The 26,831-nt window shown below is 72.7% G+C and carries 23 protein-coding genes; 16 read left to right on the top strand and 7 right to left on the bottom strand.

The window, feature by feature from the left end; all coding sequences use genetic code 11:
* Positions 1-211: 211 nt before the first annotated feature.
* Positions 212-1,825 carry an MFS transporter gene (locus ACZ61E_RS26015; RefSeq protein ID WP_469702282.1) on the bottom strand — a complete coding sequence of 538 codons (1,614 nt, stop codon included), beginning with the start codon at positions 1,823-1,825 and terminating at the stop codon, positions 212-214.
* 396 nt (positions 1,826-2,221) lie between these two features.
* Here ACZ61E_RS26015 and ACZ61E_RS26010 point away from each other — a divergent pair, with 396 nt between their 5' ends.
* The 6 genes from ACZ61E_RS26010 to ACZ61E_RS25985 all read left to right on the top strand — a co-directional run bounded on the left by ACZ61E_RS26010 (position 2,222) and on the right by ACZ61E_RS25985 (position 9,866).
* A complete protein-coding gene (locus tag ACZ61E_RS26010) occupies positions 2,222-3,409 on the top strand; it encodes an alpha/beta hydrolase (RefSeq protein ID WP_469702281.1) in 1,188 nt (395 codons plus the stop codon).
* A gap of 99 nt (positions 3,410-3,508) precedes the next feature.
* Positions 3,509-4,399 (top strand): DUF4429 domain-containing protein, encoded by an 891-nt coding sequence (locus ACZ61E_RS26005; RefSeq protein ID WP_469702280.1) that lies wholly within the window; start codon positions 3,509-3,511, stop codon positions 4,397-4,399.
* 97 nt (positions 4,400-4,496) lie between these two features.
* Positions 4,497-5,852, top strand: coding sequence for a sensor histidine kinase (locus tag ACZ61E_RS26000; protein WP_469702279.1), 1,356 nt, complete (start codon positions 4,497-4,499; stop codon positions 5,850-5,852).
* Entirely contained in the window at positions 5,849-6,526 is a 678-nt protein-coding gene (locus ACZ61E_RS25995; RefSeq protein WP_469702278.1) for a response regulator, read from the top strand. Before ACZ61E_RS26000 ends, ACZ61E_RS25995 begins: the two co-directional genes overlap by 4 nt.
* 1,109 nt (positions 6,527-7,635) lie before the next feature.
* Positions 7,636-8,676 carry an alpha/beta hydrolase gene (locus tag ACZ61E_RS25990; protein WP_469702277.1) on the top strand — a complete coding sequence of 347 codons (1,041 nt, stop codon included), beginning with the start codon at positions 7,636-7,638 and terminating at the stop codon, positions 8,674-8,676.
* The gene (locus tag ACZ61E_RS25985) at positions 8,673-9,866 is read left to right on the top strand and encodes an acyltransferase family protein (protein WP_469702276.1); all 1,194 of its coding nucleotides are present in this window, start codon (positions 8,673-8,675) and stop codon (positions 9,864-9,866) included. Before ACZ61E_RS25990 ends, ACZ61E_RS25985 begins: the two co-directional genes overlap by 4 nt.
* A gap of 12 nt (positions 9,867-9,878) precedes the next feature.
* On the opposite strand, the gene ACZ61E_RS25980 is transcribed toward ACZ61E_RS25985, so the two are convergent.
* Positions 9,879-10,901, bottom strand: coding sequence for an aldo/keto reductase (locus ACZ61E_RS25980; RefSeq protein ID WP_469702275.1), 1,023 nt, complete (start codon positions 10,899-10,901; stop codon positions 9,879-9,881).
* A complete protein-coding gene (locus ACZ61E_RS25975; RefSeq protein WP_469702274.1) occupies positions 10,898-11,365 on the bottom strand; it encodes a MerR family transcriptional regulator in 468 nt (155 codons plus the stop codon). The genes ACZ61E_RS25980 and ACZ61E_RS25975 overlap by 4 nt, the downstream gene beginning before the upstream one ends.
* A gap of 114 nt (positions 11,366-11,479) precedes the next feature.
* On the opposite strand from ACZ61E_RS25975, the gene ACZ61E_RS25970 reads away from it, so the two are divergent.
* Positions 11,480-12,301: a serine hydrolase domain-containing protein gene (locus tag ACZ61E_RS25970; RefSeq protein WP_469702273.1), complete on the top strand. Its 822-nt coding sequence runs from the start codon at positions 11,480-11,482 to the stop codon at positions 12,299-12,301.
* A 210-nt stretch (positions 12,302-12,511) separates the two neighbouring features.
* On the opposite strand, the gene ACZ61E_RS25965 is transcribed toward ACZ61E_RS25970, so the two are convergent.
* Entirely contained in the window at positions 12,512-13,165 is a 654-nt protein-coding gene (locus tag ACZ61E_RS25965) for a pirin family protein (RefSeq protein WP_469702324.1), read from the bottom strand.
* Between the two features lie 60 nt (positions 13,166-13,225).
* Between ACZ61E_RS25965 and ACZ61E_RS25960 the strand changes: the two genes are divergently transcribed.
* The 5 genes from ACZ61E_RS25960 to fabF all read left to right on the top strand — a co-directional run bounded on the left by ACZ61E_RS25960 (position 13,226) and on the right by fabF (position 18,107).
* On the top strand, positions 13,226-14,407 hold the full coding sequence (locus ACZ61E_RS25960) for a PucR family transcriptional regulator (RefSeq protein WP_069631053.1): 1,182 nt from the start codon (positions 13,226-13,228) through the stop codon (positions 14,405-14,407).
* Positions 14,408-14,496: 89 nt separating this feature from the next.
* The gene (locus ACZ61E_RS25955) at positions 14,497-15,426 is read left to right on the top strand and encodes an ACP S-malonyltransferase (RefSeq protein ID WP_469702323.1); all 930 of its coding nucleotides are present in this window, start codon (positions 14,497-14,499) and stop codon (positions 15,424-15,426) included.
* Positions 15,427-15,441: 15 nt separating this feature from the next.
* On the top strand, positions 15,442-16,443 hold the full coding sequence (locus ACZ61E_RS25950) for a beta-ketoacyl-ACP synthase 3 (protein ID WP_469702272.1): 1,002 nt from the start codon (positions 15,442-15,444) through the stop codon (positions 16,441-16,443).
* A 73-nt stretch (positions 16,444-16,516) separates the two neighbouring features.
* Positions 16,517-16,765: an acyl carrier protein gene (locus tag ACZ61E_RS25945; RefSeq protein WP_078077492.1), complete on the top strand. Its 249-nt coding sequence runs from the start codon at positions 16,517-16,519 to the stop codon at positions 16,763-16,765.
* Positions 16,766-16,844: 79 nt separating this feature from the next.
* A complete protein-coding gene (fabF, locus tag ACZ61E_RS25940; RefSeq protein ID WP_469702271.1) occupies positions 16,845-18,107 on the top strand; it encodes a beta-ketoacyl-ACP synthase II in 1,263 nt (420 codons plus the stop codon).
* A gap of 200 nt (positions 18,108-18,307) precedes the next feature.
* On the opposite strand, the gene ACZ61E_RS25935 is transcribed toward fabF, so the two are convergent.
* Both ACZ61E_RS25935 and ACZ61E_RS25930 read right to left on the bottom strand, forming a co-directional pair.
* Positions 18,308-19,183 carry an NAD(P)-dependent oxidoreductase gene (locus ACZ61E_RS25935; RefSeq protein WP_469702270.1) on the bottom strand — a complete coding sequence of 292 codons (876 nt, stop codon included), beginning with the start codon at positions 19,181-19,183 and terminating at the stop codon, positions 18,308-18,310.
* A gap of 55 nt (positions 19,184-19,238) precedes the next feature.
* On the bottom strand, positions 19,239-19,733 hold the full coding sequence (locus tag ACZ61E_RS25930; RefSeq protein ID WP_469702269.1) for a DUF3145 domain-containing protein: 495 nt from the start codon (positions 19,731-19,733) through the stop codon (positions 19,239-19,241).
* 273 nt (positions 19,734-20,006) lie between these two features.
* Here ACZ61E_RS25930 and ACZ61E_RS25925 point away from each other — a divergent pair, with 273 nt between their 5' ends.
* Positions 20,007-20,954 (top strand): SGNH/GDSL hydrolase family protein, encoded by a 948-nt coding sequence (locus tag ACZ61E_RS25925; protein WP_469702268.1) that lies wholly within the window; start codon positions 20,007-20,009, stop codon positions 20,952-20,954.
* A gap of 35 nt (positions 20,955-20,989) precedes the next feature.
* Positions 20,990-21,967: an aldose epimerase family protein gene (locus ACZ61E_RS25920; RefSeq protein ID WP_469702322.1), complete on the top strand. Its 978-nt coding sequence runs from the start codon at positions 20,990-20,992 to the stop codon at positions 21,965-21,967.
* A gap of 54 nt (positions 21,968-22,021) precedes the next feature.
* Here the strand turns inward: ACZ61E_RS25920 and ACZ61E_RS25915 are convergent, their stop codons facing one another.
* Complete coding sequence (locus ACZ61E_RS25915; protein WP_469702267.1) at positions 22,022-24,505, bottom strand: beta-glucosidase; 2,484 nt, start codon at positions 24,503-24,505, stop codon at positions 22,022-22,024.
* Positions 24,506-24,662: 157 nt separating this feature from the next.
* Here ACZ61E_RS25915 and ACZ61E_RS25910 point away from each other — a divergent pair, with 157 nt between their 5' ends.
* Both ACZ61E_RS25910 and ACZ61E_RS25905 read left to right on the top strand, forming a co-directional pair.
* Positions 24,663-25,247, top strand: coding sequence for a TetR/AcrR family transcriptional regulator (locus ACZ61E_RS25910; RefSeq protein ID WP_469702266.1), 585 nt, complete (start codon positions 24,663-24,665; stop codon positions 25,245-25,247).
* A gap of 118 nt (positions 25,248-25,365) precedes the next feature.
* On the top strand, positions 25,366-26,652 hold the full coding sequence (locus ACZ61E_RS25905) for a pyroglutamyl-peptidase I (protein ID WP_469702321.1): 1,287 nt from the start codon (positions 25,366-25,368) through the stop codon (positions 26,650-26,652).
* The last annotated feature ends 179 nt before the right edge of the window (positions 26,653-26,831 follow it).

Raw genomic sequence — 26,831 nt, 5'->3', positions numbered from 1 at the left:
CCCGTGTCGTGCAGATCAGTTGTCGGCACTCTCACCCGGCGGGCCGCTCCACGGGAAGAGGATCTTGGCCCACTCCACCCGAACAGGCGACGGCCCCGCCGGGATGACCGGGCGGGGCCGTCGTACCGAATCACGTGCGGTTGACGCGACGGCTCTCGTCGCACCCTCGACGCACTCCGGTGACGCCGTGTCAAAGGGCCGCCGCCGGGTGTCAGATGTGGACGCCGCCCCCGGCCGCGTCCGCGTTGTCGCCGCGCTTGGCGCGGGTGGCGACGAACGCCGCGAACACCGCGACCACACCGGCGACCAGGAACGCCGTGCTCATCCCGGACACGAAGGTGTCCTGCATGACTCCGGTGATCCTGGCGAAGACGTCCGGGGAGACTCCGGGCACCTCGGCGAGGGCCGGCGGGGCGACGCCGATCTCGGCGGCCTGCTCCAGGGACGGGTCCAGCGGCAGCGGGATGCCGGCGTCCTGCCAGTTGCCCTCCAGGTCGGCGCCGACCTTGGCGGACATGACGGCGCCGAGGACCGCCGTCCCGAGCGCGCCACCGACCTGCATCGCGGCCTGCTGGAGACCGCCGGCGACGCCGGAGAGCTCCAGCGGCGCGTTGCCGACGATGACCTCGGTGGCGCCGACCATGACCGGCGCCAGGCCCACGCCGAGGAGCGCGAACCAGACCGACATCACAACCGTGCCGGAGCCGGGCGCCAGGGTGGACATCCCGAACAGGGCGGCGGCCGTGGCGACCATGCCGCCGACCAGCGGGACCCGTGGGCCGAACCTGGTGATCAGCATGCCCGCGACGGGCGAGGCGATGATCATCATGAGGGTCAGGGGCAGCAGGTGCAGACCGCTGTCGACGGGGCTCATGCCGTGCACGCCCTGGAGGTAGAACGTCACGAAGAAGAGGCCGCCCATGAAGGCGAAGGCCATCAGCACCATGAGGATCGTGCCGGCGCTGAGCGGGACGGACCGGAACATGCTCAGCGGTACCAGCGGCTCCCTGACCTTCGTCTCCCAGACGGCGAACAGGACGAAGCACAGGACGGCGGCACCGAGGAACGCCCAGGTGCCGCCCGAGGTCCAGCCCCAGGACTCGCCCGCCTTGATGATCGCCCAGATCAGCGAGAACATCGCGGCCGAGAGCAGCAGGATCCCGACGACGTCGAAGGACCTCGGCGCGTTCGCCGCGCGGTGGTCCTTGAGGATCACCAGCCCGAGGGCGAGGGCGACGACACCGACGGGCACGTTGATGAAGAACACCGACTGCCAGCTGACGTGTTCGACGAGCAGACCGCCGACGATCGGACCGCCCGCGGTGGAGGCGCCGATGACCATGCTCCAGATGCCGATGGCCATGTTCAGCTTCTCGGCGGGGAAGGTGGCGCGCAGCAGGCCGAGGGCGGCGGGCATCAGCAGGGCGCCGAAGACGCCCTGGAGCACCCGGAAGGCGACGACGAAGGCCACGCCGTCGGAGAAGCCGATGGCGGCGGAGGCGGCGGCGAAGCCAGCGATGCCGATGAGGAAGGTCTGCCGGTGGCCGAAGCGGTCGCCGAGCTTGCCCGCCGTGATGAGCGCCACGGCGAGCGCGAGGAGATAGCCATTGGTTATCCATTGGACCTGGGCGAAGGTCGCGCCCAGGTCCTCTTTGATCACCGGGTTGGCGATCGCGACGATCGTGCCGTCGAGCGCGACCATCATCACGCCGATGGCGACGGAGAAGAGGGTCAGCCAGGGGTGGCCGCGCAGGCCCTCGGGGGCTTCAGGAACCGCTTCCCCGGGATCGTTCGACGCCGATTCGACGGCCGTCTGACTAGTCATGTCACGAGGCTAATGACCGCGTCTGACGGTTGGCCAACCGTTCCGCCCGCCGGTGACTGTCAGGTGGCTCACACCTCGTCCGGGGCAGGGGCCGGTTCCCCGAGTGGACCGGGAGCGACGGGCCGAGGACACCCGTGGGAGCCGTCGAGCGGGGTCCGGCGGGCGGGGCCGAGACCTCACCGCGCGTCACGGCCGGGCCAGCGGTGCGGTGTTCGGCACCTCCAACCGACAGGTCGGTTTGCACCCTTCGTCCGGTTATGCATGAAACAGGGGTACTCCGGTCCGTGCCCTCTACCCCGACGGAGCGTGAACAAACGAAAGTTCGCCCCTTTCCACTCCGTGATCTGCCTCACGGTCGCCATGAGTGCCGCCGAACGTCTCCTAGGGTGTGGCGCAGTGACTTCCGCAGACTCCTCCCCGTCCCCCACCGCATGGCGCACCTCGCTGGCACTCGCCGTGGTGTTCGTGATGCTGGCGACCACCGGCTGGACGGCGCTCCAGCAGCACGGCGAGCGCGGCACCGCGCGCGAGAGAGCCCTGTCGGCCTGGGAGAAGGGCCGGGTCGGCGCCCTCGACCTGCCGGACCCCGCCTCCTCGCACCGGGTGATCGCCGCGTTCTTCGCCTCGATCACCGCCGCGCAGCGCGTCCGACTCGCCGACCGGTACCCCCTGGTGGTGGGCAACCTCAACGGCGTCCCCCTGACCCTTCGCTACCGCGCCAACCGGCTGGCCGTGCTCCAGGCACGGGACACCGAGCGCCAGCGGCTGCGCGACGGCAGGCTCTCGCCCGACGGGCGGCAGCTGGCGAACCGGCGGATGCACCGCCTCCAGTCGATGGCGAACGGCGACCGCCACATACTCGCGTTCGATCCCACCGGCGGCGGACGCGCCGCCGAGGTCTTCGGTGACCTCGGCGGCGCCGAGCGCGTCTCGGTGGTCGTCCCCGGCGTCGACACGAACCTGCTGACGTTCGAGCGGACACAGCGCCGCTTCACCGCGCCGGTCGGCATGGCCAGGTCGCTGTACGACGCGGAGCGGGCGGCCTCCCCCCGTACCAGGACCGCCGTCATCGCCTGGGCCGACTACACGGCGCCCGCCGGGCTCGGCATGGACGCGGCGACCGGGAGGCTGGCCTCCGACGGCGCCCTGCGGCTCAACGCGCTCACCAGCGCGCTGCCCGGCGACTCCCGGGTCTCACTGATCTGCCACAGCTACGGCTCCGTGGTGTGCGGCGTGGCCGCCCGCCGGCTGCCCGCCCGGGTCACGGACGTGGCGGTCGCGGGCAGCCCCGGCATGCGCGTCGAGTCGGCGGGGCAGCTCGGCACCCACGCGCGGGTGTGGGCCATGCGCGACCAGGACGACTGGATCCAGGGCGTGCCGTATCTGGAGGTCGTCGGGCTCGGCCACGGTGCCGACCCGATGACACCGGCGTTCGGCGCGCGGGTGCTGTCCGCGCGGGGCGCGGTCGGTCACGGCGGCTATTTCGAGCCGGACACCGAGAGCCTGCGGAACTTCGCGGACATCGGGGTCGGTTCGTACCGCAACACCAGCTGCGCCGACGACGGCGACACCTGCCGGAGCTGAATCTCCGCCGCCGAAGTGACCGGACGCGCGTAGAACTCGGGACGCCGGGGTGGGCTCCGAGGGGCGACGTGCGGACTCCCGCCGCATACGATGAGGCACATGGGTGATGTGCTGGCCGGAATTCATGCCACCTGGGAGTTCGACAGCGACTCCGTGCTCATCCGCTTCGAACGGGGGATACGCACACCGAAGCTCTTCCAGGCACTGCGCGAACGGCGCGTACCGCACGAGGCGTTGACGTCGGTGACGCTCACCCCGGGCAGACGCGGGACGGTGGTCCTGCACGCCGAGCCCCGACCGGGCGCCGACCCCCTGATGGAGGCGGCGGCGGGCCAGCTCAAGGACACCTGCGACCCGTACCGGCTGGTGCTGCCCGCCGAGCGCGAGACGCTCGCGGAGTACTACGCGGACGAGTTGCGCGCCGCCCTCGCCGCGACCGCGCCGCCCGGCGAGCGGGAGCCGGCCGACCGCTGTCTGGTGGAGCCTCCGCCGGCGCCGCTGCGCTTCAAGGCGTACGACGGCAAGGCGTCCTTCGACGGGTCCAAGGTCTCCTTCCGCTGGTTCTGGACGGGCGCGTCGTCGGCGAAGTGGAAGGCGGGCGACCAGCGGTTCGCCGTCGACGAGCTGTGCGGGGTCGAATGGCGCTCCCCCGAGGTCTTCGACGGCTACCTGCGGCTGCTGCGCAGGGGCGCCCAGGAGCAGCCCGCACAGGCCGACCACGACCCGGCGGCGGTGGTCTTCGGCCTCGGTTACGGGCCGGTCCACGAGTCACTGCCGTTCGCGGCGGCGGTACTGGCCGCCGTACGGACATCGGGGCCCGCGCCCGCCACGGACGGCGGACCGGTCCCGGTGGCGGTGGCGGCGCCGGGCCGGCGCGACCCCGCCGACATCGCCGAACGGATCCGGCACCTCGGGGAGCTGCACGAGGCGGGGCTGGTGACGGACGACGAGTTCAGCGCGAAGAAGGCGGAGCTGCTCGCCGAGCTGTGACGCGCGTAGCGGGCCGACCCCCTACTGGGGTACGAGGCCGCGGGTGGCTCCCGGGTATGACGCCGCCGGCGGGCGGGCTGCATACGCTGAACGGGCCATGAGTACCGAAGACCCGCCCTCTCCCCCGGCGCCCCGCACCGCCCGCGCGTCGCTGCGCTCGCTGGGCAGCGCCCTGCGCACCCCGGCCGCGTCCACCGAGCCGCTGATGGCGCGCGCCGCGAAGCCCTGGCAGCGCTCCGTCCCGTACGTCGTCGCCCTGGGCTTCGCCGCCGCGCTGCTGCCCGTCACGGTGACCGTGCTCGTCCAGGACTACGGGCTGGCCGGCGGGTGGGCGGGATCACTCGCCACCGCGCAGGCCGCGCCGCTGCTGCTCGCCGTGACCCGGCCGCTCCAGGCCTGGTGGATCGTCTTCACGGCGGACGTCCTCGGCGCGGTGCTGCTGCTGACCGCGGCGGACGGCCTCGACGGCCGCTCCTGGCCGTGGACACCGATGGTGGTCGTCGGCTACCTCCTGCTGATGGTCTTCCTGGGCCTGCGCGAACCGCGCCGTACGCTGCTCGCCGTCTGGCTGGCGACCGGGGCGGCGGGGCTGGTCTTCGAGCTGGTCTCACAGGACCGCAGCGACGGCGTGCACCTGCTGCTGTTCGTACTGAGCGGGGTGATCCTGCTCGTCACGGGCGCCCTGCGGGAGCGCGGCGACGCCCAGCGCAGACTGGTGGAGCAGGAGACGATCAGCGAGGTCGAACGGGCGCAGCGCACACTGCTGGAGGAACGGGCCCGGATCGCACGCGAGTTGCACGACGTGGTCGCCCACCACATGTCCGTGATCACGGTGCAGGCCGACTCGGCGCCGTACCGGATCGAAGGGCTTCCGGCGGCGGCGCGCGAGGAGTTCTCCACGATCGCCGCCGGGGCGCGGGAGTCGCTGACCGAGATGCGGCGGCTGCTGGCGGTGCTGCGCAGCGACGGCTCGGCGGCCGAACGCACGCCGCAGCCGGGGCTCGGGCGGGTGCAGCAGCTCGTCGAGGCGACGGTACGGGCCGGGGTGCCGGCCGAGTTGTCCCTCGCGGCGGACCCGGGCCCCGTCCCGCCGTCCGTGGACCTCTCCGCGTACCGCATCGTCCAGGAGGCCCTGTCCAATGTCGTACGGCACGCGCCCGGTGCCCCGACACGGGTCTCGGTGACCTCGGACGGCGACTGGCTGACCGTGCTGGTCGTCAACGGGCCCGCCGGCGCCCGCACCTCACCGCTGGAGACCTCCGGCACCGGTCACGGGCTGATCGGTATGCGCGAACGCGTACGGTTGACCGGCGGCACGCTGGACACGGGGCCGCTGCCGGACGGGGGGTTCCGGGTCGCGGCGAGGCTTCCGCTGACGCCGGGGGCCGTGCCGGATGCCGCCGCGCCCGGCCCGGCCGCCGTCACCGACCCGACCTCGAAGGACCTGTCTTGACCATCCGCGTGATCATCGTCGACGACCAGGCCATGGTGCGGGCGGGGTTCGCCGCGCTGCTGTCGGCGCAGGCCGACATCGACGTGGTCGGTGAGGCGCCGGACGGGCGCCGGGGCATCGAGGTCAGCCGCGGCACCCATCCCGACGTGGTCCTGATGGACGTCCGGATGCCGGAGATGGACGGCCTGGCGGCGGCCCGCGCGCTGCTGGAGCCGTCGGTGGGGGTGGTGCACCGGCCGAAGGTGCTGATGCTGACCACGTTCGACGTGGACGACTACGTGTACGAGGCACTGCGCGCGGGGGCGTCCGGATTCCTCCTCAAGGACGCGCCGCCGGCGGACCTGATCTCGGCGGTGCGCGTGGTCGCGGCGGGCGAGGCGCTGCTGGCGCCGTCCGTGACGCGGCGGCTGATCGCGGACTTCGCCCAGCAGCGGCCGGCACCGCGCAAGGACCGCTCGCTGCGGCTGAAGGGGCTGACGCCGCGCGAGACGGAGGTGCTCGAACTGATCGCGCGGGGTCTGTCGAACCAGGAGATCGCGCGGCGGCTGATCCTCGCGGAGCAGACGGTGAAGACGCACATCGGGCGGGTGCTGGCGAAGTTGGGGTTGCGGGACAGGGCGCAGGCGGTGATCTTCGCGTACGAGTCGGGGCTGGTGGCGCCGGGGGTTGATTGACGTTGCTGGCGGAGTGCGGGTGGTTGCGGGGCGCCGGTTGCGGGGTGCCGGTGGGGTGGGGTGGCCTCAATCGCCGGCCGGGCCGGGGTGTTGCGGGCCGGCGCCCGGGGCCGCTCCGGGGCCGGGGTGCCGCCCCTGCGGGCCGGGGCGGGGTGGCCTCAATCGCCGGCCGGGCTTCGGTGGTGCGGGCCGGTGCCCGGGTGCCGCTCCGGGGTCATGCCCGGACGGCGTGATTTACGGCGCGTGCACCGCTCGTTGGACCCGACGACCCGCCCTGTCCACGCGCCACAAATCAGCCCAAGTGTCCGACCACGCCCCCTGCGCGTCCCCCTTCCCCCCGCGGGAAGAGGGACGACCTGTCTCTGCGGGCGGCGGGAGGGGCACCGAGGATCGGTGACCACCGGAACCACCCGCGCGAGAGACGGCCCCGGGGCCGTGCGGTGTCACGACGCCGGGAAGCGGACTCGGAGGTCGACCATTAGGGATCACCCGCGGGAGGGGCCACCAGGGTCGGCCCCGTGCCGGCCTCGTGACGCCGCGGGAGCGGGACCGGGGGATCGGTGACCGTTGCGGGTGCCCTCACGGGGACCGGGGCCGGTGACCGCCGGAATCACCCCGCAGGAGGCGGCCCCGGGCCGTACCGGCCTCGTGGCGCCGTAGGAGCGGGACCCGGGGGCCGGTCCGGGGGCGGGTGCCTCACGAGGGCCGGGGTCGGTGACCGTCGCGGGTGACGGCGGGAGGGGGGCGGGGGCGCAGGAGGTGCGTGTTCGGACACTCAGGCTGATTTGTGGTGCGTGGACAGGGTGGGTCAGCGGGTCCAACGAACGGGGCACGCGCCGTAAATCACGCCGTCCGGACATGCACCTCCGGAGACCCCGCACCCCGACCCACACCCACAACCGCAACCCAAACCCCGCACCCCGCAGGGAGGACACCCGCAACCGCCACCCGCCGGGAGGGCACCCGCAAAGACCCCCCCGCAACGGAGGCGTACACCCCCTACCCCGGTAGCACCCACGACTTGGCCCCACAGTGTGACGCCCTCGCACCCGTCGGCTTCCTACCTTCCTCCCGCCACACCCCCGTGGCCACGACGAGGGAGACGCGAGATGCGCCGCTGCACAAGGACCTTGGCCGCCGTCGCACTGATGGCCACCCTGGTGTCCGGCACCGCCGGATCGGCCGCCGGGAGTGGGCAGCAGCCGGTCGACGGGCCACCGCCCGGCAGCGACGCCTGGCGGCACGACCGATCGCTCGGCCGCGCGCTGCCCGACCCGGAGACCGCGCCCCCCGCCCAAGTCGCCGCGTTCTTCGGCATGTTGAGCCCCGAACATCGGCGGCACCTCGCCGAGCGGCACCCCTCGGTCGTGGGGAACCTCGACGGCGCCCCCGTCGGACTCCGCTACCGCGCCAACCGGATCGCGCTCGCGAAGGACCCCCGCCACGCCCGTCTCGCCGCCCCCGGCCGGCAGATCCTCGCGTTCGACCCGCGCGGCCGGGGCACCGTCGCCGAGGTGTACGGGGATCTGCTGACGTCCCGTCATGTCGCCGTCGTGGTACCGGGTTCGGACATCGACGCCGGGACGTACGACCGGCCGGGCGACCCGTACGGCACCCCCGCCGGGATGGCCACGTCGCTGCGGACCGCGACCGGGGGGCGTACCGCCGTGGTGGCGTGGGCCGGTTACACGACACCCGTCGGCGTCGGGCTGGACGCCGCGACCGGGGAACTCGCCGAGGCGGGCGCGGAGCGGCTGGCCCGGTTCACGCGGGGGCTGGCCGCGCAGGAGGTCAGGACACCCGCGCTGTTCTGCCACAGCTACGGCTCGGTGGTGTGCGGGCTCGCCGCGTCGGAGGCGAAGGCGTCGGACATCGTGGTCCTGGGCTCTCCCGGCATGCGCGCCGCGAACGCCGCCGCGCTCGGCACCGAGGCCCGGGTGTGGGCGGCGAAGGACGCGTCGGACTGGATCTCCAGGGTGCCGAACGTGGAGTTCCTCGGCCTGGGCCACGGCGCGGACCCGGCGGCCGAGGGCTTCGGGGCGCGCAGGGTGCCCGCGCGGACCGCGCGGGGGCACACCGGTTACTTCGCCCCGGGCACGGACTCGTTGCGTGCGTTCGCCTCGATCGCCACGGGTGGTGACGTGCGATGAGGCTCGTGGAGAGGATCGAGGCGCGGACGCCCGCCTCCCGTGACCGCGCGATCGACGGTCTGCGCGCGCTGGCGCTGCTCGCGGTGCCGACGGGGCACTGGCTGCTGGGCGGATTCACCCTGGACGCGGGGGCGTTGCGCAACGCGAGCCCGCTGAGCACGTTCGGCTTCCTCGCGCCGGTGAGCTGGGTGCTTCAGCTGCTGGGCGTCTTCTTCCTGGTCGGCGGTTACGCGTCGGTGCTCTCGTACCGGCGCCGGGAGTCCTCCACGGCGGCCTGGCTCCGGCGGCGTGCCGCCCGGCTGGGGCGGCCGGTGCTGGGGGTGACGGCGGTGTGGGCGGTGCTGATCCCGGTGCTGTACGCGGCCGGTGTGCCGGGGACGACGCTGCGTACGGGCTCGACGCTGGTGGTGCAGCCGCTGTGGTTCGTGGGGGTGTACGTCGTGGTGACGGCGCTGACGCCGTACTGCGTGCGGGCGGCGGCGCGGCTGGGCGGGTGGGCGGCGGCGCCGTTGCTGGGGGTGGTGGCCGTCGTGGACGTGCTGAGGTACGGCCCGTACGGCGAGGCGGTGCCTCCGTGGCTGAGCGTGGTCAACATCCTGCCGGGCTGGCTGTTCGCGTATCAGCTGGGTGTGTCGTGGGGTGAGGGGCGGATCGGCCGGCGCGGGGCGCGGGCGCTGCTCGTGGGCGGCGGGGTGCTGTTCGCCGTTCTGCTGCTGGTCTTCCACTACCCGGCGTCGATGGTCGGGGTGCCCGGTGAGGCGCGGACCAATTCGCATCCGCCGTCGTTGCTGGTTCTGGCGCTGGCGGCGGCGCAGAGCGGTGCGGCGATCCTGCTGCGGGACCGGATCGCGGGTGTGCTGCGCAGGCCGGCGCTGTGGGCGCCGGTCGTGGTGATCAATCTGTCGGCGATGACGATCCTGTGCTGGCACCAGACGGCGATGCTCGCGGCGGCGGTGCCGGGCTCGTATCTGGGGGCGGTGCCGGGGCTGACGACGGCGCCGGATTCGTACGACTGGATTCTCGGCCGGTTGCTGTGGATGCCGCTGTTCGCGGTGCTGCTGGTGCTGATCGCCCGGTACGCGCGTGTCTTCGAGGCGCCGTGGCGGTCGGGGACACGGGCGGCGAGCAGCCGCCGGGCGGCGGCGGCGCTGCTGGCGGCGGGCTTCGCGGTGTACGCGCTGGCGTCGTGAGACGCCGCGCGGCTACTCGCGGGCGGACGCTGTCGCGGACATGTCCGGGTAGCGGTCGCCCGCGACCTGTCCGGCGATCGGCTCCAGGAGCGCGAGTTCCCCGGGGGTGAGGGTGATGCGGGTGGCTGCGGCGTTCTCCAGCAGGCGTGAGCGCTTGCGGGTGCCGGGAATCGGTACGACGGTCAGGCCGTGTTCCCGGGCGCGCTGCTGCACCCAGGCGAGCGCGATCTGGCCGGGCGTCGCGTCGTGCGCGGCGGCGACGGTGCGGACGGGTTCGAGGAGCGCGGCGTTGCGGTCCGCGTTGTCCCCGGTGAAGCGGGGCTGGGTGAGGCGGATGTCGGCGCCCTTCAGTTCCTTGTCGGCCCGGGTGAACGAGCCGGTCAGGAAGCCGCGTCCGAGCGGGGAGTACGGCACGACGGCGACGCCGAGTTCGGCGGCGACGGCCACGGCGCTCGTCTCGACGTCGCGGGAGAACAGCGACCACTCGGACTGGAGCGCGGTGATGGGGTGCACCGAGTGCGCCTCGCGCAGCTCCGCGCCGGTGACCTCGCTCAGGCCGAGGTACTTGACCTTGCCTTCGGAGACGAGTTCGGCCATCGCGCCGACGGATTCGGCGAACGGCACGGCGGGGTTGTGCCGGTGCATGTAGTAGAGGTCGATGACGTCGACGCCCAGGCGCCGCAGTGAGCCTTCGACGGCCTGCCTGATGTAGGAGGGTTCGTTGCGGATGCCGCGGTAGGCGGGGTCGTCGCCGCGCTCGATGCCGAACTTGGTGGCGAGGGTGATCTCGTCGCGGTGGGCGGCGACGAAGGGGGCGAGGAACGTCTCGTTGGCGCCGCGCCCGTAGGCGTCCGCGGTGTCGATGAGGGTGACGCCGGTCTCGACGGTCGCTTCGAGGGTGTCGCGGGAGGCGGTGTCGTCACTGTCGCCGTAGAACTCGCTGATGCCCATGGCGCCGAAGCCCTGGACGCCGACGGTGGGCCCGGCGGCGCCGAGCGTGACCGAGGTGATCTTCTCCGTGCTGGGGGTGTTCATGAGGCCCTTTCCGTGGCGGGGCGCGCACCGGCGTAGTAGTCGATCTTGTAGTCGAGTACGGCGAGGGTGTCGTGGAGTTCGGCGATCCGTGCGCGTACGTCGCGCCGGGTCCGCTCCAGCAGTTCCTGCCGCTGGTCGAAGGTGTGCTCGCCCTCCCGGACGAGTTCGGCGTAGCGGACCATGTCGGCGACCGGCATGCCGGTCAGACGCAGTTTGCCGACGAAGGCGAGCCAGTCGAGGTCCTGGTTGGAGAAGCGCCGCTGTCCGGTGTGGGACCGGTCGACGTGCGGCATGAGCCCGATGCGCTCGTACCAGCGCAGGGTGTGCGCGGTGAGGCCGGTGAAGGAGACGACTTCGCTGATCGTGTACTGGTCCCGTCCGGCGGGGCGCGGATGCGTCGGCGGGGCCGTTACGCAGATGTCCTCGGTGTCGGTGCGGACGGGGGTGCTCTCCATCAGCGTCATGCCTTCAACGTAGAACCCTGGAGTGCACTCGAAGCAAGTGCGACCCGTGACGATTTTCGGGCGTCGCCGTACCGGGGTCGGGTGCCGGACGTGGCCCCGTCTACGCTCGTGGCCATGGAGAGCCTGGCGTTGATCGAGAACTGGCCGGTGCCGGCCGCCGCGGCGGCCGTCGTACGGGCGGACGGCACGGTGAGCGGATCGCACGGTCCGGCGTCGCGCCGTTTTCCGCTGGCGTCGGTGACCAAACCGCTCGCCGCGTACGCGGTGCTCGTGGCGTACGAGGAGGGCGCGGTCGAGCTGGACGAGCCGGCCGGGCCCGAGGGCTCGACGGTGCGCCATCTGCTGGCGCACACCAGTGGGCTGGCCTACGACGAGCACCGGGTGACGGCCCCGCCCGGTACCCGGCGGCTGTACTCGAACGCGGGTTTCGAGGTGCTCGGGGACCATGTGACGAAGGCGACGGACATCCCGTTCGGCGAGTATCTGCGCCAGGCGGTCCTGGAGCCGCTGGGCATGACGTCGACCACCATGGGCGGTTCGCCCGCGAGGGACGGTGTCTCGACGGTGGACGATCTCGCCGCGTTCGCCGCGGAGCTCCAGGCGCCCCGGCTGCTGGACCCCCGTACGGTGCTGGAGGCGATGACGGTGGTGCATCCGGGGCTGTCGGGGATCCTGCCGGGTTACGGGCACCAGAAGTCCAACGACTGGGGTCTGGGCTTCGAGATCAGGGACTCCAAGTCGCCGCACTGGACGGGCGATTCGTCGTCGCCGCGTACGTTCGGCCACTTCGGTCAGTCGGGCACGTTCCTGTGGGTCGACCCGGACGCGGGCGCGGCGTGCGTGGCCCTGACCGACCGGGCCTTCGGCCCGTGGGCGATCGAGGCGTGGCCGCCGTTCACGGACGCGGTGCTGGCGGAGCTGCGGGCGGCACGCTAGGTCCTGTCCTCACACCGGAGTCCGGCTCACGGCACCCGGCACGCGCCCGCGCCGCGTTGCCGGACGTCGCACGAGCACGTCCCGTACGAGGGCGGTCCTCCGCCTCGCGGGCGCACGCACCGGACGCCGTGAGCCCCGCCCCGCGGGCGGACGACGCCGGTTCGAAGACGGGACCTGGGGCGGGTCCGCGGGGCCCCGCCCGTCCCGCCGTCAGGGCCCCAGTTCCCAGATCAGGGTCTCCGACGGGGTCTGCGCGGTCAGTTCGAGGCCGTCGGCGTCCGTGACGCGCGCCGAGTCGCCGGGGCCCAGTTCCACACCGGCCAGCACCACCACGCCCCGGACCACGTGCAGATACGCCCGCGCCGCGTCGGGCACCGCCGCCCGTTCGCCCTCCTGGAGGCGGCGTACGTGCAGCATCGCGCCGGCCTCGGGCAGCGCGTACGGCGTGGAGTCGGCGATGCCGCGCACGATCTCGTAGCGGGGGTCGCCGCCGGGCGCGAGCGGGGCGAGCCACATCTGGACGAAGACCAGCGGAGCCGCGCCGTCGTTGCGCTCCACGTGCCGCACGCCGCCGCCCGCGCCGAGCCGCTGGACGTCGCCGGGGCGTACCACCGTGGCGTTCCCGGCGGAGTCGCGGTGGGTGAGTTCCCCCTCGACGACCCAGGTGACGATCTCGGTGTGGCTGTGCGGGTGTTCGTCGAATCCCGCACCGGACGCGAGGTGTTCCTCGTTGCAGGCGATCACCGCGCCGAAGCGAAGGTTGTCGGGCTCGTAGAACTGCCCGAACGAGAAGGCGTGGAAGGACTCGATCCCGGTGGACGGGTCCCCGCCGGGATAGCGGTCGTCGGCGTACCGGACGGAAATCACGTCCCCACGGTAGACCCGCCCCGGCACGCGCCCGTCCGGATAAGGCAGTCTTGTCCCGTGCCTGAACCCGCGAACGAAGCCCATCCGCACCCCGCGACCCTGCGCCGACTGGAGAAGTCGGCCGGCCGGCTGGCCGCGAACGCGATCGCCCGCATGGACGAGAAGCTGCCGTGGTACCGGGCGATGCCTCCGGAGAACCGTTCCTGGATCGGTCTGGTGGCCCAGGCGGGGATCGCGGCCTTCACCGAGTGGTTCCGGCATCCGGAGACCCCGCAGGCCATCTCGACCGATGTGTTCGGCACCGCGCCGCGGGAGTTGACGCGGGCCATCACGCTGCGCCAGACCGTGGAGATGGTGCGGACCACCATCGAGGTGATGGAGTCGGCGATCGAGGAGGTCGCGGCGCCCGGTGATGTGTCGGTGCTGCGTGAGGCGCTGCTCGTGTACGCGCGGGAGATCGCCTTCGCCACGGCGCAGGTGTACGCGCAGGCGGCCGAGGCACGCGGTGCGTGGGACGCGCGGCTGGAGTCGCTGGTGGTGAACGCGGTGCTGTCGGGCGAGGCCGACGAGGGCGCGGTGTCGCGGGCCTCGGCGCTGGGCTGGAACTCGCCCGAGCATGTGTGCGTGCTGCTGGGCACGGCGCCCGACGGGGACAGCGAGCTGACGGTGGAGGCGATCCGGCGGGCGGCGCGGCACGCCAAGCTCCAGGTCCTCACGGGGGTGCTCGGGGACCGGCTGGTCGTCATCGCGGGCGGCAGCGACAATCCGCTCCAGGTCGCGAAGGCGCTGATCGGGCCGTACGCGGCGGGGCCGGTGGTGGCGGGTCCCGTGGTGCCCGACCTGCTGGCGGCCACGAGGTCGGCGCAGGCGGCGGCGGCCGGCCTGAAGGCGTGTTCGGCGTGGCAGGACGCGCCGCGTCCCGTACTGTCGGACGATCTCCTGCCGGAGCGCGCGATCGCGTCGGATCCTGCCGCGCGTGAGCAGTTGGTGGAGGAGATCTACAGACCGCTCGAAGAGGCGGGCTCGGCGCTGCTGGAGACTCTCAGCGTCTATCTGGAGCAGGCGAGCAGTCTGGAAGGCGCCGCCCGGATGCTGTTCGTGCACCCCAACACCGTGCGCTACCGGCTTCGACGTGTGACGGACGTCACCGGCTGGTCACCGTCCGACGTCCGTTCCGCTTTCACTCTGCGGATCGCGTTGATCTTGGGGCGGCTGGCCGACGGAGAATCGTCCTCATAGCTTTTTGTGGGACATCAACAATTCCCCCGACGGTTCTTCGTCCCTGTCCCCACGGGCGTCGGAGGCCGTCCGCAGGAGAGAGTGTGAGGGTGCTCGTACTCGTCGCTCCCGGCCAAGGCGCCCAGTCGCCCGGCTTCCTGACTCCCTGGCTCGACCTCCCCGGCGCCGAAGACCGGCTGCGGGCGTGGTCGGACGCCATCGACCTCGATCTGGTCCACTACGGCACGAAGGCCGACGCGGACGAGATCCGCGACACCGCCGTGGCCCAGCCGCTGCTGGTCGCGGCCGGTCTGCTGTCGTCCGGGGCCGTGCGCGGCCTGGTCGGCGACGGCGCGGGGATCGGCGCGGTCGCGGGGCACAGTGTCGGCGAGATCACCGCGGCCGTGTACGCGGGTGTGCTGAGCGAGGAGGCCGCGCTGGGCTTCGTCCGTACGCGCGGGCTGGCCATGGCCGAGGCGGCGGGCATCACGCCGACCGGTATGGCGGCGCTGCTCGGCGGCGACCCGGACGTGACCCTGCCGCATCTGGAGAAGCTCGGTCTGACGCCGGCGAACGTGAACGGCGCGGGCCAGATCGTGGCCGCGGGCACGCTGGAGCAGATCGCCGCGCTGGAGGCCGACAAGCCCGAGGGCGTACGGCGCGTGGTGGCCCTCAAGGTCGCGGGCGCCTTCCACACCGAGCACATGGCTCCGGCGGTGGCGAAGCTCGCGGAAGCGGCCGAAAAGCTCGACGTGTCAGACCCGGCGCTGCCGTACGTCTCCAACAAGGACGGGCAGACTGTGACCACGGGGGCCGAGGTCGTCGCGCGTCTGGTCGGCCAGGTCGCGAACCCGGTCCGCTGGGACCTGTGCATGGAGACGTTCAAGGAGCAGGGTGTGAGCGCGCTGATCGAGCTGTGCCCCGGTGGCACGCTGACCGGTATCGCCAAGCGCGCCCTGCCAGGGGTGCGGACCCTCGCGCTGAAGACCCCCGCCGACCTCGACGCCGCTCGCGAGATCGTCGCAGAGCGCGCTTCCTAAGGAGCCCGAGAGAGCATGGCGAAGATCAGGCCCGGCCAGGGCGCTCCGTACGCCCGCATCATGGGTGTCGGTGGCTACCGTCCGACGCGCGTGGTGCCCAACGAGGTGATCCTGGAGACGATCGACTCGTCCGACGAGTGGATCCGCTCCCGCTCCGGTATCGCGACCCGCCACTGGGCCTCCGACGAGGAGACCGTGGCGATGATGTCGATCGAGGCGTCCGGCAAGGCCGTCGCCGACGCCGGGATCACGCCGGAGCAGATCGGCGCCGTGATCGTGTCGACCGTCTCGCACTTCAAGCAGACACCGGCCGTCGCGACGGAGATCGCCGACCGGATCGGCGCGGGCAGGCCGGCCGCGTTCGACATCTCGGCCGGCTGCGCGGGCTTCGGTTACGGGCTGACGCTCGCCAAGGGCATGGTCGTCGAGGGCTCGGCGCGATACGTGCTGGTCATCGGTGTGGAGCGGCTGTCGGACCTCACCGACCTGGAGGACCGCGCCACGGCCTTCCTGTTCGGCGACGGCGCGGGCGCGGTCGTCGTCGGCCCGTCGGACGAGCCGCAGATCGGTCCGACGGTCTGGGGTTCCGAGGGCGACAAGTCCAACACGATCACGCAGACCGTGCCGTGGGACGACTACCGCCGCGGAACGGTCGAGAGGTTCCCCGCCCTCACGCAGGAGGGCCAGGCGGTCTTCCGCTGGGCCGTCTTCGAGATGGCGAAGATCGCCCAACAGGCCCTGGACGCGGCCGGGATCACCTCGGCGGACCTGGACGTCTTCATTCCGCACCAGGCCAATATGCGGATCATCGACTCGATGGTGAAGACTCTGAAGCTGCCGGAGCACGTCACGGTCGCCCGTGACGTGGAAACCACCGGCAACACCTCGGCCGCCTCGATCCCGCTCGCGATGGAGCGGCTCCTGGCGACCGGTCAGGCGAAGAGCGGTGACACCGCGCTCGTCATCGGCTTCGGGGCGGGTCTCGTGTACGCCGCGACGGTCGTTACCCTCCCCTAGGCACACCGGATCTTTCCGGACCGTGCTCGTACAAATCCCTCTGCTCAACGCTGAATATCGAAGGAGCGCCCACATGGCCGCCACTCAGGAAGAGATCGTCACCGGTCTTGCCGAGATCGTGAACGAGATCGCCGGTATCCCGGTCGAGGACGTCCAGCTGGACAAGTCCTTCACCGACGACCTGGACGTCGACTCGCTGTCCATGGTCGAGGTCGTCGTCGCCGCCGAGGAGCGCTTCGACGTGAAGATCCCGGACGACGACGTCAAGAACCTGAAGACCGTCGGCGACGCCGCCGACTACATCGCGAAGCACCAGGCCTGATCCAGGTCGCGCGGCTGACGCCACCCGGTGGTGGTGCCGTAGAAATTCCGCACCCTCTACACGTGGAGAAAGAATTCCAGTGAGCCCGACCAATCGCACCGTGGTCGTCACCGGTATCGGCGCAACCACACCGCTGGGTGGCGACAGCGCATCGACCTGGGAGGGCCTGCTCGCCGGCCGCTCCGGCGTCAAGCCCCTCGAAACCGAGCGGTTCGCCGACCTGCCGGTCCGGATCGCCGCGGTCGCCGCGGTCGATCCGGCCGACGTGCTGCCCCGCCCGCTCGCCCGCAAGCTGGACCGCTCGGCGCAGTTCGCGCTGATCGCGGCCCGTGAGGCGTGGGCCGACGCGGGCTACAAGGACAAGGCGGGCGAGGACGACTCCGTCGCCCCCGAACGTCTGGGTACGGTCATCGCCTCCGGCATCGGCGGCGTGACCACCCTGCTCGACCAGTACGACGTGCTGAAGGAGAAGGGCGTACGCCGCGTCTCCCCGCACACCGTGCCGATGCTGATGCCCAACGGTCCGTCCGCCAACGTCGGCCTGGAGGTGAACGCCCAGGCGGGCGTGCACACTCCGGTGTCGGCCTGCGCGTCGGGTGCCGAGGCCATCGGCTACGCCGTGGAGATGATCCGCACCGGCCGCGCCGATGTCGTGGTGGCGGGCGGTACGGAGGCGGCGATCCACCCGCTGCCGGTCGCCGCGTTCGCCAACATGATGGCGATGTCGAAGAACAACGAGACGCCCGAGAAGGCGTCCCGCCCGTACGACAAGGCCCGTGACGGCTTCGTCCTGGGTGAGGGCGCGGGTGTCGTGGTCCTGGAGTCCGCCGAGCACGCGGCCGCGCGTGGCGCGCGGGTCTACTGCGAGGTGCTGGGCCAGGGTCTGTCCGCCGACAGCCACCACATCGCCCAGCCGGAGCCGACCGGCCGCGGTGTCGCGGCGGCGATGCGGAACCTGCTGGACAACACCGGTATGAAGCCTTCGGAGGTCGTGCACCTGAACGCGCACGCCACCTCCACGCCGCAGGGCGACATCGCGGAGATCAAGGCGCTGCGCAGGGTCCTCGGCGACGACCTCGACCATGTCGCGGTCTCCGGTACGAAGTCGATGACCGGCCATCTGCTGGGCGGCGCCGGCGGTATCGAGACCGTGGCGACGGTGCTCGCGCTGTACAAGCGGCTGGCCCCGCCGACGATCAACGTCGACGACCTGGACGAGGAGGTCGACGCGGACATCGTGCGCGGTGAGCCGCGGGCGCTGCCCGAGGGCACGATCTCGGCGATCAACAACTCGTTCGGCTTCGGCGGCCACAACGTGGTGCTGGCGTTCCGCTCGGTCTGACCGTTCGTCCCCAGGCGGGGGGGGGGGGGGGGGGGGGGGGGGGGGGGGGGTTGGTGGGGGGGGGGGGGGGGTGTTTTCTCCCCCCCCGCCACACCCCACCTCTCCCCCCCCCCCCCCCCCCCCCCCCCCCCCCCCCGCCCCCCCCCCCCCCCCCCCCCCCGCCTGCGTGTGTCCGGCGCCTGCGTGTGCCAGGCGGCGGCTCAGGTGTCGAAGCTGGCGAAGTAGGTCGCCGCCATGTCCCGCGCGCCGTGCCCCATCTCCTCCGCGCGGGCGAAACGGTTCGCGCCCGCCTCGGCGACGTCCAGCCGGACTCCTTCCGCCTCCGCCGCCGAGACGATCAGCCGGGCGTCCTTGGCGGCCGTGGTGAGGGCGAAGCTCGGGGTGTAGTCGTCGTCGAGGATCGCCGCCGACTTGACGCGGAGATAACCGCAGTCGAGGCCGCCGCCCGCCACCGCGTCGAGGAAGGCGCGCGGGTCGACGCCCAGCCCCTTCGCCAGGGCCAGTGCCTCGGCCGTTCCGTGAGTGAGCGTCAGGACCCAGCTGTTGCAGACGAGTTTGAGTCTCGTCGCCGCTCCGGCCGCCCCGTCGTCGCCCACCCACACCGTGCGCTCGCCGACGGCCTCCAGGACGGACGCGAGGGTGTCACGCGCGGCCTCGGGGCCCGCGGCCAGCACGGTGAGCCTTCCCTGCTCGGCGGGGCCCCTGGTGCCCAGGACGGGCGCGTCGATGAAGACCAGTCCGTGCGCCCCGGCCAGCTCCGCGAGCGGGGCGAGCCCCTCCGGGCCGGCCGTCGTCGACTGGAGCCAGACGGTGCCGGACCGCAGCCCCGGTGCCGCCGCGGTCATCGCCTCCAGGACGGCGGGGCCGTCGTACAGCATCGTGAGGACGACGTCCGCGCCCCGTACGGCGTCCGCCGGACTGTCCGCGACGCGTGCCCCGTCGGCCGCCAGCGGCTCCGCCTTCGCGCGGGTACGGTTCCAGACCCGGACGGTGTGACCGGTCCGGCAGAGATTGCGGGCCATCGCGGCGCCCATGATGCCCGCGCCGAGGACGGCCACTTCGAGTTGATCAGCCATGTGCCCACGGTAGGGCGCGGGCGCGCGTTCCGTGGGGCGGGACGTGCGGCCGGGCTCACACGACCTGGTGCAGCCAGCGCACCGGGGCGCCCTCGCCCGCGTACCGGAAGGGCTCCAGTTCGTCGTCCCACGGCTTGCCGAGCAGCTTGGCGACCTCGGTCTCCAGCTGGGTCTCGCCGGTCAGTGAGCGGGCGAGTGCGGCGCGCAGCCGGTCCTCGGGGACCAGGATGTCGCCGTGCACGCCCGTCACGGCGTGGAAGATGCCCAGCTCGGGGGTGGCGCTGTAACGCTCGCCCTCGGCCGTGGCGCTGGGTTCGGCGGCCACCTCGAAGCGCAGCATCTGCCAGCCGCGCAGCGCGGAGGCGAGTTTGGAGGCGGTGGCCGCCTCGCCCCGCCAGGAGAACTCGGAGCGCCAGGTGCCCGGTGAGGCGGGCTGCTTGGTCCAGTCGAGCTGGACGCGCAGGCCGAGGACGCCCGCCACCGCCCATTCGACGTGGGGGCACATCGCACGCGGTGCGGAGTGCACGTACAGAACGCCACGTGTGGTCACCGGGACCTCCAGTGTGGTACGAGGATCGCCATTGCCCAGCGGCCTCAGTAAACATCATCGCGATGGAAAACCCGCAAAACGGACAGCATGTGACGGGGTGTGACGCGCCGGATCCGGAGAGCGTTGTTGACTCTGGTTCGACGCCTGAAAAGCTACCTTGCGCGGGGGCCACGGGGGTGCCGTACTGTCGGTCCCAGGCGCGATATACGCGAAGCTTTCACTCGCCAGGACGCCGCCGTACGCATGACGACGCCCACGCGGAGGGTTCGGACGATGCAGGAGAGCCCTCAGGGACACGGGCGACGCCTCGCCGGGCGCTCCCCCCGCCGCCGCACCCCGTACGCGGCGGTCGCCGCGTCCTGTGCGGGGCTGGTGGTCGCCGTGGCGGCCCTGGCGGGCTGCACGTCGTCGGACGACGCCGGTCCGGAGGGGAAGAAGGCGAAGGCGAGCCAGTCGCCGCCCCAGCCGATCTGGAACCGCAGTCCCGCCTCGATCGCCGCGGTGGGCGACTCGATCACACGTGGTTTCGACGCGTGCGGGGTGCTGAGCGACTGCCCCGAGGTGTCGTGGGCGACGGGCACCGACGACGGTGTGCGCAGCCTGGCGCTGCGGCTGCTCGGCAAGCCGGGCGCCGTGGAGCGCAGCTGGAACTACGCGCGCTCGGGCGCGTCCGTCGCCGCGCTGCCGGCGCAGATGGGGAAGGCGGCGGCCCACGAGCCGGATCTGGTCACGGTGATGATGGGGGCCAACGACGCGTGCAAGGACGAGGTGTCCCTGATGACGCCGGTGGACGAGTTCCGGACGTCGTTCGAGGAGTCGATGCGCCGACTGCGGGCGGAGTCTCCCAAAACGCATGTGTACGTGGCCAGTGTGCCCGATCTGAAGCGGCTCTGGTCCGAGGGCCGGGAGAATCCGCTGGGCCGGCAGATCTGGAAGCTGGGGATCTGCGCGTCGATGCTGGGCGATTCGCAGGACATGGGCGCCGAGGCGCGGCAGCGGCGGTCGACGGTGCAGTCGCGGGTGGTGGCGTACAACAAGGTGCTGAAGGAGGTGTGCGCGAAGGATCTGCGCTGCCGTCACGACGGCGGGGCGGTCTTCGACTTCCGGTTCACCGGTGAGCAGTTGAGCACGTGGGACTGGTTCCATCCGAGCAAGAACGGCCAGGGGAAGCTGGCCGACATCGCCTACCGCAACGTGGTGGCGGCGAAGCCCCCGGCGTAGGGTCGGCGACCGTGGACGAGTCGACGGTGAACGAGATGACGCCCGAGCCGGCCGGTTCGGCGCCCGACGGAACCGCGGTGCACCGCTGGACCCTTGAGCGGGCGGGTGTGCGGGTGAGGGTGCTGACCTACGGCGGGATCCTCCAGTCCGTCGAGGTGCCGGACCGCGAGGGGGCACCCGCGAACGTGGTGCTGGGCTTCGAGGACGTCGAGGGGTACGTCGGCTGTCCCTCCCCGTACTTCGGCGCGCTGATCGGGCGGTACGCGAACCGGATCGCGGGTGGTGCGTTCACCCTCGACGGGCGTACGTACCGGCTGCCGCGCAACAACGGCCGCAACTGTCTGCACGGCGGGGAGCGCGGCTTCGACAAGCGGGTGTGGGACGCGGAGCCCGCGGCGGACGGGCACGGTGTGCGGCTGTCGCTGGTGAGCCCGGACGGCGAGGAGGGGTTTCCGGGGCGGGTGGAGGTCTCGGCGACGTACGCGCTGGACGCGGCGGGGGCCCTGCGGATCGGCTACCGGGCGGTGACGGACGCGCCGACGGTGCTGAACCTGACGAATCACTCGTACTGGAATCTGGGCGGCGCGGGCGGTGGCGGCGCGGCGGGACACGTGCTGCGGATCGCGGCCGGTCACATCACGCCGCTGGACGGCGACTCGGTGCCGACGGGCCCACCGGTGCCGGTCGACGGGACGCGTTTCGACTTCCGTGAGCCGCGCAAGGTGGGTTCGGGTTACGACCACAACTTCGTGCTGGACCAGGGGGGTTCGGTGGCGGCGGAGCTGTACGACCCGGCGTCGGGGCGGCTGTTGACGGTGACGACGACCGAACCGGGCATGCAGTTGTACACCGGTGACCACTTCGACGCGGGGCCGTTCGGGCCGGGCGAGGGCATCGCGCTGGAGACCCAGCACTTCCCGGACTCGCCGAACCGGCCGGACTTCCCGAGCACGGTGCTGCGGCCCGGTGAGGAGTTCACCTCGGAGACGGTGTACGGGTTCGGCGTGGTGTAGGGGTGTCGCGGTCGCCGGGCTCCTGCCGAGCCCGGCGACCGGGGGACGGACCGGTTACCGCTCGACCGTCGCGGTCAGCCGGCGGTCCGTCAGAGAGCGGCCCGCCTCGATCTCGTACGTGCCGGGGACGGTCGTCCACGCGTTCTCGTGCTCGTCCCAGATCTGGTAGGCGCGTGGCCTCAGCGGGACGGTCACCTCGACGCTCTCACCCGGCCCCGCCTCGGCGGAGGCGAAGCCCGCCAGCCAGCGCGTCGGGCGCTCGGGGGTCCCCGGCGCGGCACCGGGCGCGGGGGCGAGGTAGATCTGCACGGTCTCGCGGCCGGGCCGCGCCCCGGTGTTGCGCAGCCGTACGGTGGCGTTGTCCGCGGTGGCGCGGAGGGTCTCGTACTCCCAGTCGGTGTAGCCGAGGCCGTGTCCGAAGGGGTACGCGGGCGCGGTGCCGGTCCGCTCCCAGGCGCGGTAGCCGATGAACACGCCCTCGGTGTAGTGGAGTTCGCCGTCGGAGGGTGTGGTGTCGCGGACGGGGACGTCGGTCAGGGCGACCGGCCAGGTGGTGGTGAGCCGGCCGCCGGGCTCCTCGGCTCCGGTGAGGACGTCGGCGAGGGCGGCGCCGCCCTCCTGGCCGGGGAACCAGCTGAGCAGTACGGCGGCGACGTCGTCGCGCCACGGCAGTTCGACCGGTGAGCCGGTGTTGACGACCACGACGGTGTTCGGGTTGACGGCGGCGACGGCCGCGACGAGCGCGTTCTGGTGGCCGGGCAGTTCGAGGCTCGTACGGTCGAAGCCCTCCGACTCGACGGCTGTGGTGGTGGCGACCACGACGACGGCGGTGTCCGCGGTCCTGGCGGCCTCGACGGCCTCGGCGATCAGCTCCCGGGGGTCGCGTCGCGGGCCGAGGTGGAGCAGTGAGAAGGCGACCGCGTCCATCGGGGCGCCGGGCAGCCTGGGCACGGTGAGGCGCAGCGAGACATCGACCGTCTCGCCCTCGGTGAGGGTGACTCGGCCGCGTTCCAGGCGCTCGCCGAAGAACGCGTTGAACGGGTCGGTTCCGGCGCCGAGGCGTTCCTCGCCCTCCCAGACCTTCTCGCCGCCGACGGTGAGGACGAGGGGGCCGATGCCGCGGGTGCCGAAGGTGTGGTCGCCGCTCTCGCGCGGGGTGAAGGTGCCGGTGAACTCGACGGTGTGCAGCTCGTCGTAGCGGACGCCGTCGGGCAGGTCGGCGCCGACCCACTGGACCATGCCGGAGGGGATGCCGGTGGTGCCCAGCACCCGTCCGTCGGCGGCGCGGCAGACGGCGCGCAGCTCGAACCCTTTCGAGGCGACGCCGAGTTGGTCGCTGGGGTCGGCGCCGACGCGGTAGCTGAGCGCGCCTTCGGGGAGGGCGGCGGTGAGGCCGTCGAGCGGGGCGACGACATGCGGCGGGAAGACGGTGGCCGATCCGCCGCCGAGGATGCGGGCGTCGCGGGCGGCGGCGCCGCTGAGTGCGACGGTGCGGGTCCTGGCCGGGTCGAGGGGCAGGACGGGGTGGCCGTCGCGTACCTCGTTGCGTACGAGGACGAAGGAGCGGCGCGCCACCTCGCGGGCCAGCGCGTCGCCGTCGACGGGTGCGGGGAGAGCGGACGGGGCGACCACGGCGGGGGCGTCGTCGAGGACGCCGACGCGGGCCGCGAGCCTCAGTACGTTGCGTACGGCGTCGTCGACGAGGGATTCCCCGACCTCGCCGGCCCGGACGGCGGCGGCGAGCGCCCGGCCGTAGACGGTCTTGGGGCCGGGCATCGCGACGTCGAGGCCGCCTAGGAGGGCGCCGGTGGTGGAGCGGGCGGCCAGCCAGTCGGAGACGATGAAGCCGTCGAATCCCCATTCGCCGCGCAGGACTTCGTTCTGGAGATGGCGGTGCTCGGTCATCGAGTCGCCGTTGACCTGGTTGTACGCGGCCATGATGCCCCAGGGATGGGCGTTCTTGACGATGGCCTCGAAGGGGGCGAGGTAGAGCTCGCGCAGCGGGCGCGGGGCGACGATGTTGTCGACGGTGAAGCGGTCGGTCTCGGCGTCGTTGGCGACGAAGTGCTTGACGGTCGTGCCGACGCCGCCGTCCTGGACACCGAGGACGTAGCCGGTGCCGATCTCGCCGGTGAGGTAGGGGTCTTCGCTGTACGCCTCGAAGTGCCGTCCGCCGAGCGGGGAGCGGTGCAGATTGACGGTGGGCGCGAGGAGGACGTGCACGCCCTTGCGGCGGGCCTCCTGTGCCAGCAGCCTGCCTGCCCTGCGGGCCAGTCCGGGGTCCCAGGTGGCGGCGAGCGCGGTGGGCGAGGGCAGCGCGACGGACGGGTCGTCGGCGGTCCAGCGCACGCCCCTGACGCCGATCGGGCCGTCGGACATGACGAGGGAGGCGAGGCCGATCTCCGGGAGCGCGGGCAGCGACCAGTTGTCCTGCCCCGCCAGCAGCCGCGCCTTGTCGTCCAGTTCCAGCTTGCCGAGCGCCGCCTCGACGGCCGCTTCGCGTGCTTGGTCGGCCCGGGTGATGGGTGCGCCGGTCACGGCGGTACCTCCTCGTCAGTGCCCTGCGTCGTGCGGACGGTTACATGGTGGCCCCCGATTCTGTAGCCGGGTAGGCTTCGTTACCGGTTTGTTACTCGTGTACGGTCCGGGCAACGGTCGGTGAGCGGCCAGGTGCGAGGCGAGAGGACCCGGTTGGATGGCGAGGCCCAGAGGCGTGGAGCGACGGGCGGAGATTCTCCGCGCCACCATCGAGGTGATCGCCGAACGCGGCTACCGCGGTGCGACGTTGGGCGCGGTGGCCGAACGGGTGGGTCTCACCCAGCAGGGGCTGCTCCACTACTTCCCCACGAAGGAGGCGCTGCTGCTCGCCGTCATGGACGAGCGCGACCAGTGGGACACCGGTGGCGGCAGCCGCGGCGCGGACGGCTGGCGGCTAGAGCTGCTGACGTCGATGGTCGACTACAACGCGATGCGGCCGGGCATCGTGCAGACGTTCTCGGCGCTCCTCGGCGAGAGCGTGACGGAGGGTCACCCAGCCGGGGAGTTCTTCACCCGGCGGTACGTCCAGGTGCGGGGGAACATGGCGGGCGTACTGCGCGACGAGTTCGGCGACCGGCTGCCGAGCGGGCTCACGCCCGAGCAGACGGCGCCGCTGCTGGTGGCCGTCATGGACGGGCTCCAGTACCAGTGGCTGCTGGCGCCCGAGTCGGTGGACATGGGAGAGGCGTTCCGGGCGTTCGTCACGCTGCTGCGGGGCGGGGCGGAGGGGCCCGGGAGATAAGGGGTGTCTGTCGTCGCCGGGCCGGCCGGGAGGCGCGGGGCGCGGCGGGTGCCGTAGCCAGGGGCGGGGTGCGGAGGTGATACTTCCGCCACCCGAAGGAAGGACTCCCGTGAGACTCGTGCGCACCACAGGCAACACAGCCGGCCGGCTCGGCCTCGTTCTGCTCGCGTCGGCCGCGCTCGTGGCGGTGGCGCCTCCCCCGCACGCCGCGGCAGGCAGCGGAGCCGTCGCCCGCGCGGCGTCCGACGCCGCGCCGGCGGTCACCGTCGAGGAGGCGCGGCTCGACAGGGACGTACCCCGGCGGATACTCGCCGAAAGCGGCTTCGACGAGGTCGCCCCGGCGTTCGCGGCCGCACTGCGCGGCGCGGACTCCTACCCGCGGGCGGAGCGCGCCGCCGTACGGCACGGCGAACGGCTGTGGCAGCGCGCGGTGGACCGCGCGCAGGGGCGGGGCCCGGCGGGCGGTGAGCTGAGCCGTGACGACGACCGGCCGCTGTACTGGGCGCGGCTGGCCATGACCCGTGAACTGCGCGCCTGGCACGCGGAGTCGGGGCTGTCCGAGGCGGCGGGCACACGGCTGCTGGAACGGCTGGAGAGCGCGTCGCGCGGGCAGGAATCGCTGGCGCTCGGCGGCGGCCGGGACAAGGGTCTCAAGCGGATCGTGGTGACCGGCTTCGACCCCTTCACACTGGACCGGGACATCCGTATCAGCAACCCGTCCGGGGCGGTCGCGCTCGCCCTGGACGGCACGGTGATCCGTACGGCCGACGGACCCGCACGCGTCGAGACGGCCGTCTTCCCGGTGCGCTGGGGGGACTTCGCCGACGGCACGGTCGAACGCGCCCTGCGCCGCGCGCTGCCGCGCGCCGATCTGTTCGTGACGGTGAGTCAGGGACGGGTGGGCCGCATCGATGTCGAGCGGTACAACGGCGCGTGGCGCGGCGGCTTCGGCGACAACGAGAACGTGTCCGAGACCGGGCTCGTCCCGGTGAAGGACCCGGCCACCCAGCCGCAGTGGACGCGGACGAGCCTCCCCTACGCGGACATCGTCGCCGCCGACACGGGGCGCTTCCCGGTGTACGACAACACGTCGGTCACCGAGATCCCGGCGGGCGGCACCACGCCGGTCGTCCGGCCCGAGGGACCGACACCCGGATCGGCGGCCCGTGCGGGCGGCGGCGGGGACTATCTGTCGAACGAGATCGCGTACCGGGCGACGCTGCTGCGCGACCGGCTCGGGCTGGACATCCCGGGCGGCCATGTCCACACGCCGGTGCTCCAGTTCGGGCCGGGCAACACCGATCCGGCGACGGGTTCGGTGACGGACCCGGTCTTCGTCCAGAACAGGCTGGACATCACGGAGCAGTTGCGGGCGATCGTCCGGGTGGCGGCGGAGGAGTCCTAGGTCGTGTCTTCGAAGTCCCGCCCGGCCCGGGACGCCTGGCGCGGCGCATCGCCGCGTGGTCGGAGTCGGCCGGGTACGCCCGGTGCGAGACCGGTCCTCCGTCTCGCGACGCACCGCGCCGGCCGCCGCGGGCCCCGCCCTGCGGGCGGACGGCGCCACGTCGAAGACACGACCCAGGG

The organism is Streptomyces sp. NPDC104581, from assembly GCF_055583685.1.
This window is presented reverse-complemented; position numbering and strand designations above follow the sequence as displayed.

Excerpts from the sequence above, each read along its gene's own strand:
- ACZ61E_RS26005 (WP_469702280.1), top strand. The coding sequence starts at position 3,509 with ATGGGTGATGTGCTGGCCGGAATTCATGCCACCTGGGAGTTCGACAGC.
- ACZ61E_RS25910 (WP_469702266.1), top strand. The coding sequence starts at position 24,663 with ATGGCGAGGCCCAGAGGCGTGGAGCGACGGGCGGAGATTCTCCGCGCC.
- ACZ61E_RS25990 (WP_469702277.1), top strand. The coding sequence starts at position 7,636 with ATGCGCCGCTGCACAAGGACCTTGGCCGCCGTCGCACTGATGGCCACC.
- ACZ61E_RS25950 (WP_469702272.1), top strand. The coding sequence starts at position 15,442 with ATGGCGAAGATCAGGCCCGGCCAGGGCGCTCCGTACGCCCGCATCATG.
- ACZ61E_RS26000 (WP_469702279.1), top strand. The coding sequence starts at position 4,497 with ATGAGTACCGAAGACCCGCCCTCTCCCCCGGCGCCCCGCACCGCCCGC.
- ACZ61E_RS25970 (WP_469702273.1), top strand. The coding sequence starts at position 11,480 with ATGGAGAGCCTGGCGTTGATCGAGAACTGGCCGGTGCCGGCCGCCGCG.
- ACZ61E_RS25920 (WP_469702322.1), top strand. The coding sequence starts at position 20,990 with ATGACGCCCGAGCCGGCCGGTTCGGCGCCCGACGGAACCGCGGTGCAC.
- ACZ61E_RS26015 (WP_469702282.1), bottom strand. The coding sequence starts at position 1,825 with ATGACTAGTCAGACGGCCGTCGAATCGGCGTCGAACGATCCCGGGGAA.
- ACZ61E_RS25925 (WP_469702268.1), top strand. The coding sequence starts at position 20,007 with ATGCAGGAGAGCCCTCAGGGACACGGGCGACGCCTCGCCGGGCGCTCC.
- ACZ61E_RS25985 (WP_469702276.1), top strand. The coding sequence starts at position 8,673 with ATGAGGCTCGTGGAGAGGATCGAGGCGCGGACGCCCGCCTCCCGTGAC.
- ACZ61E_RS25945 (WP_078077492.1), top strand. The coding sequence starts at position 16,517 with ATGGCCGCCACTCAGGAAGAGATCGTCACCGGTCTTGCCGAGATCGTG.
- ACZ61E_RS25935 (WP_469702270.1), bottom strand. The coding sequence starts at position 19,183 with ATGGCTGATCAACTCGAAGTGGCCGTCCTCGGCGCGGGCATCATGGGC.
- ACZ61E_RS25975 (WP_469702274.1), bottom strand. The coding sequence starts at position 11,365 with ATGACGCTGATGGAGAGCACCCCCGTCCGCACCGACACCGAGGACATC.
- ACZ61E_RS25980 (WP_469702275.1), bottom strand. The coding sequence starts at position 10,901 with ATGAACACCCCCAGCACGGAGAAGATCACCTCGGTCACGCTCGGCGCC.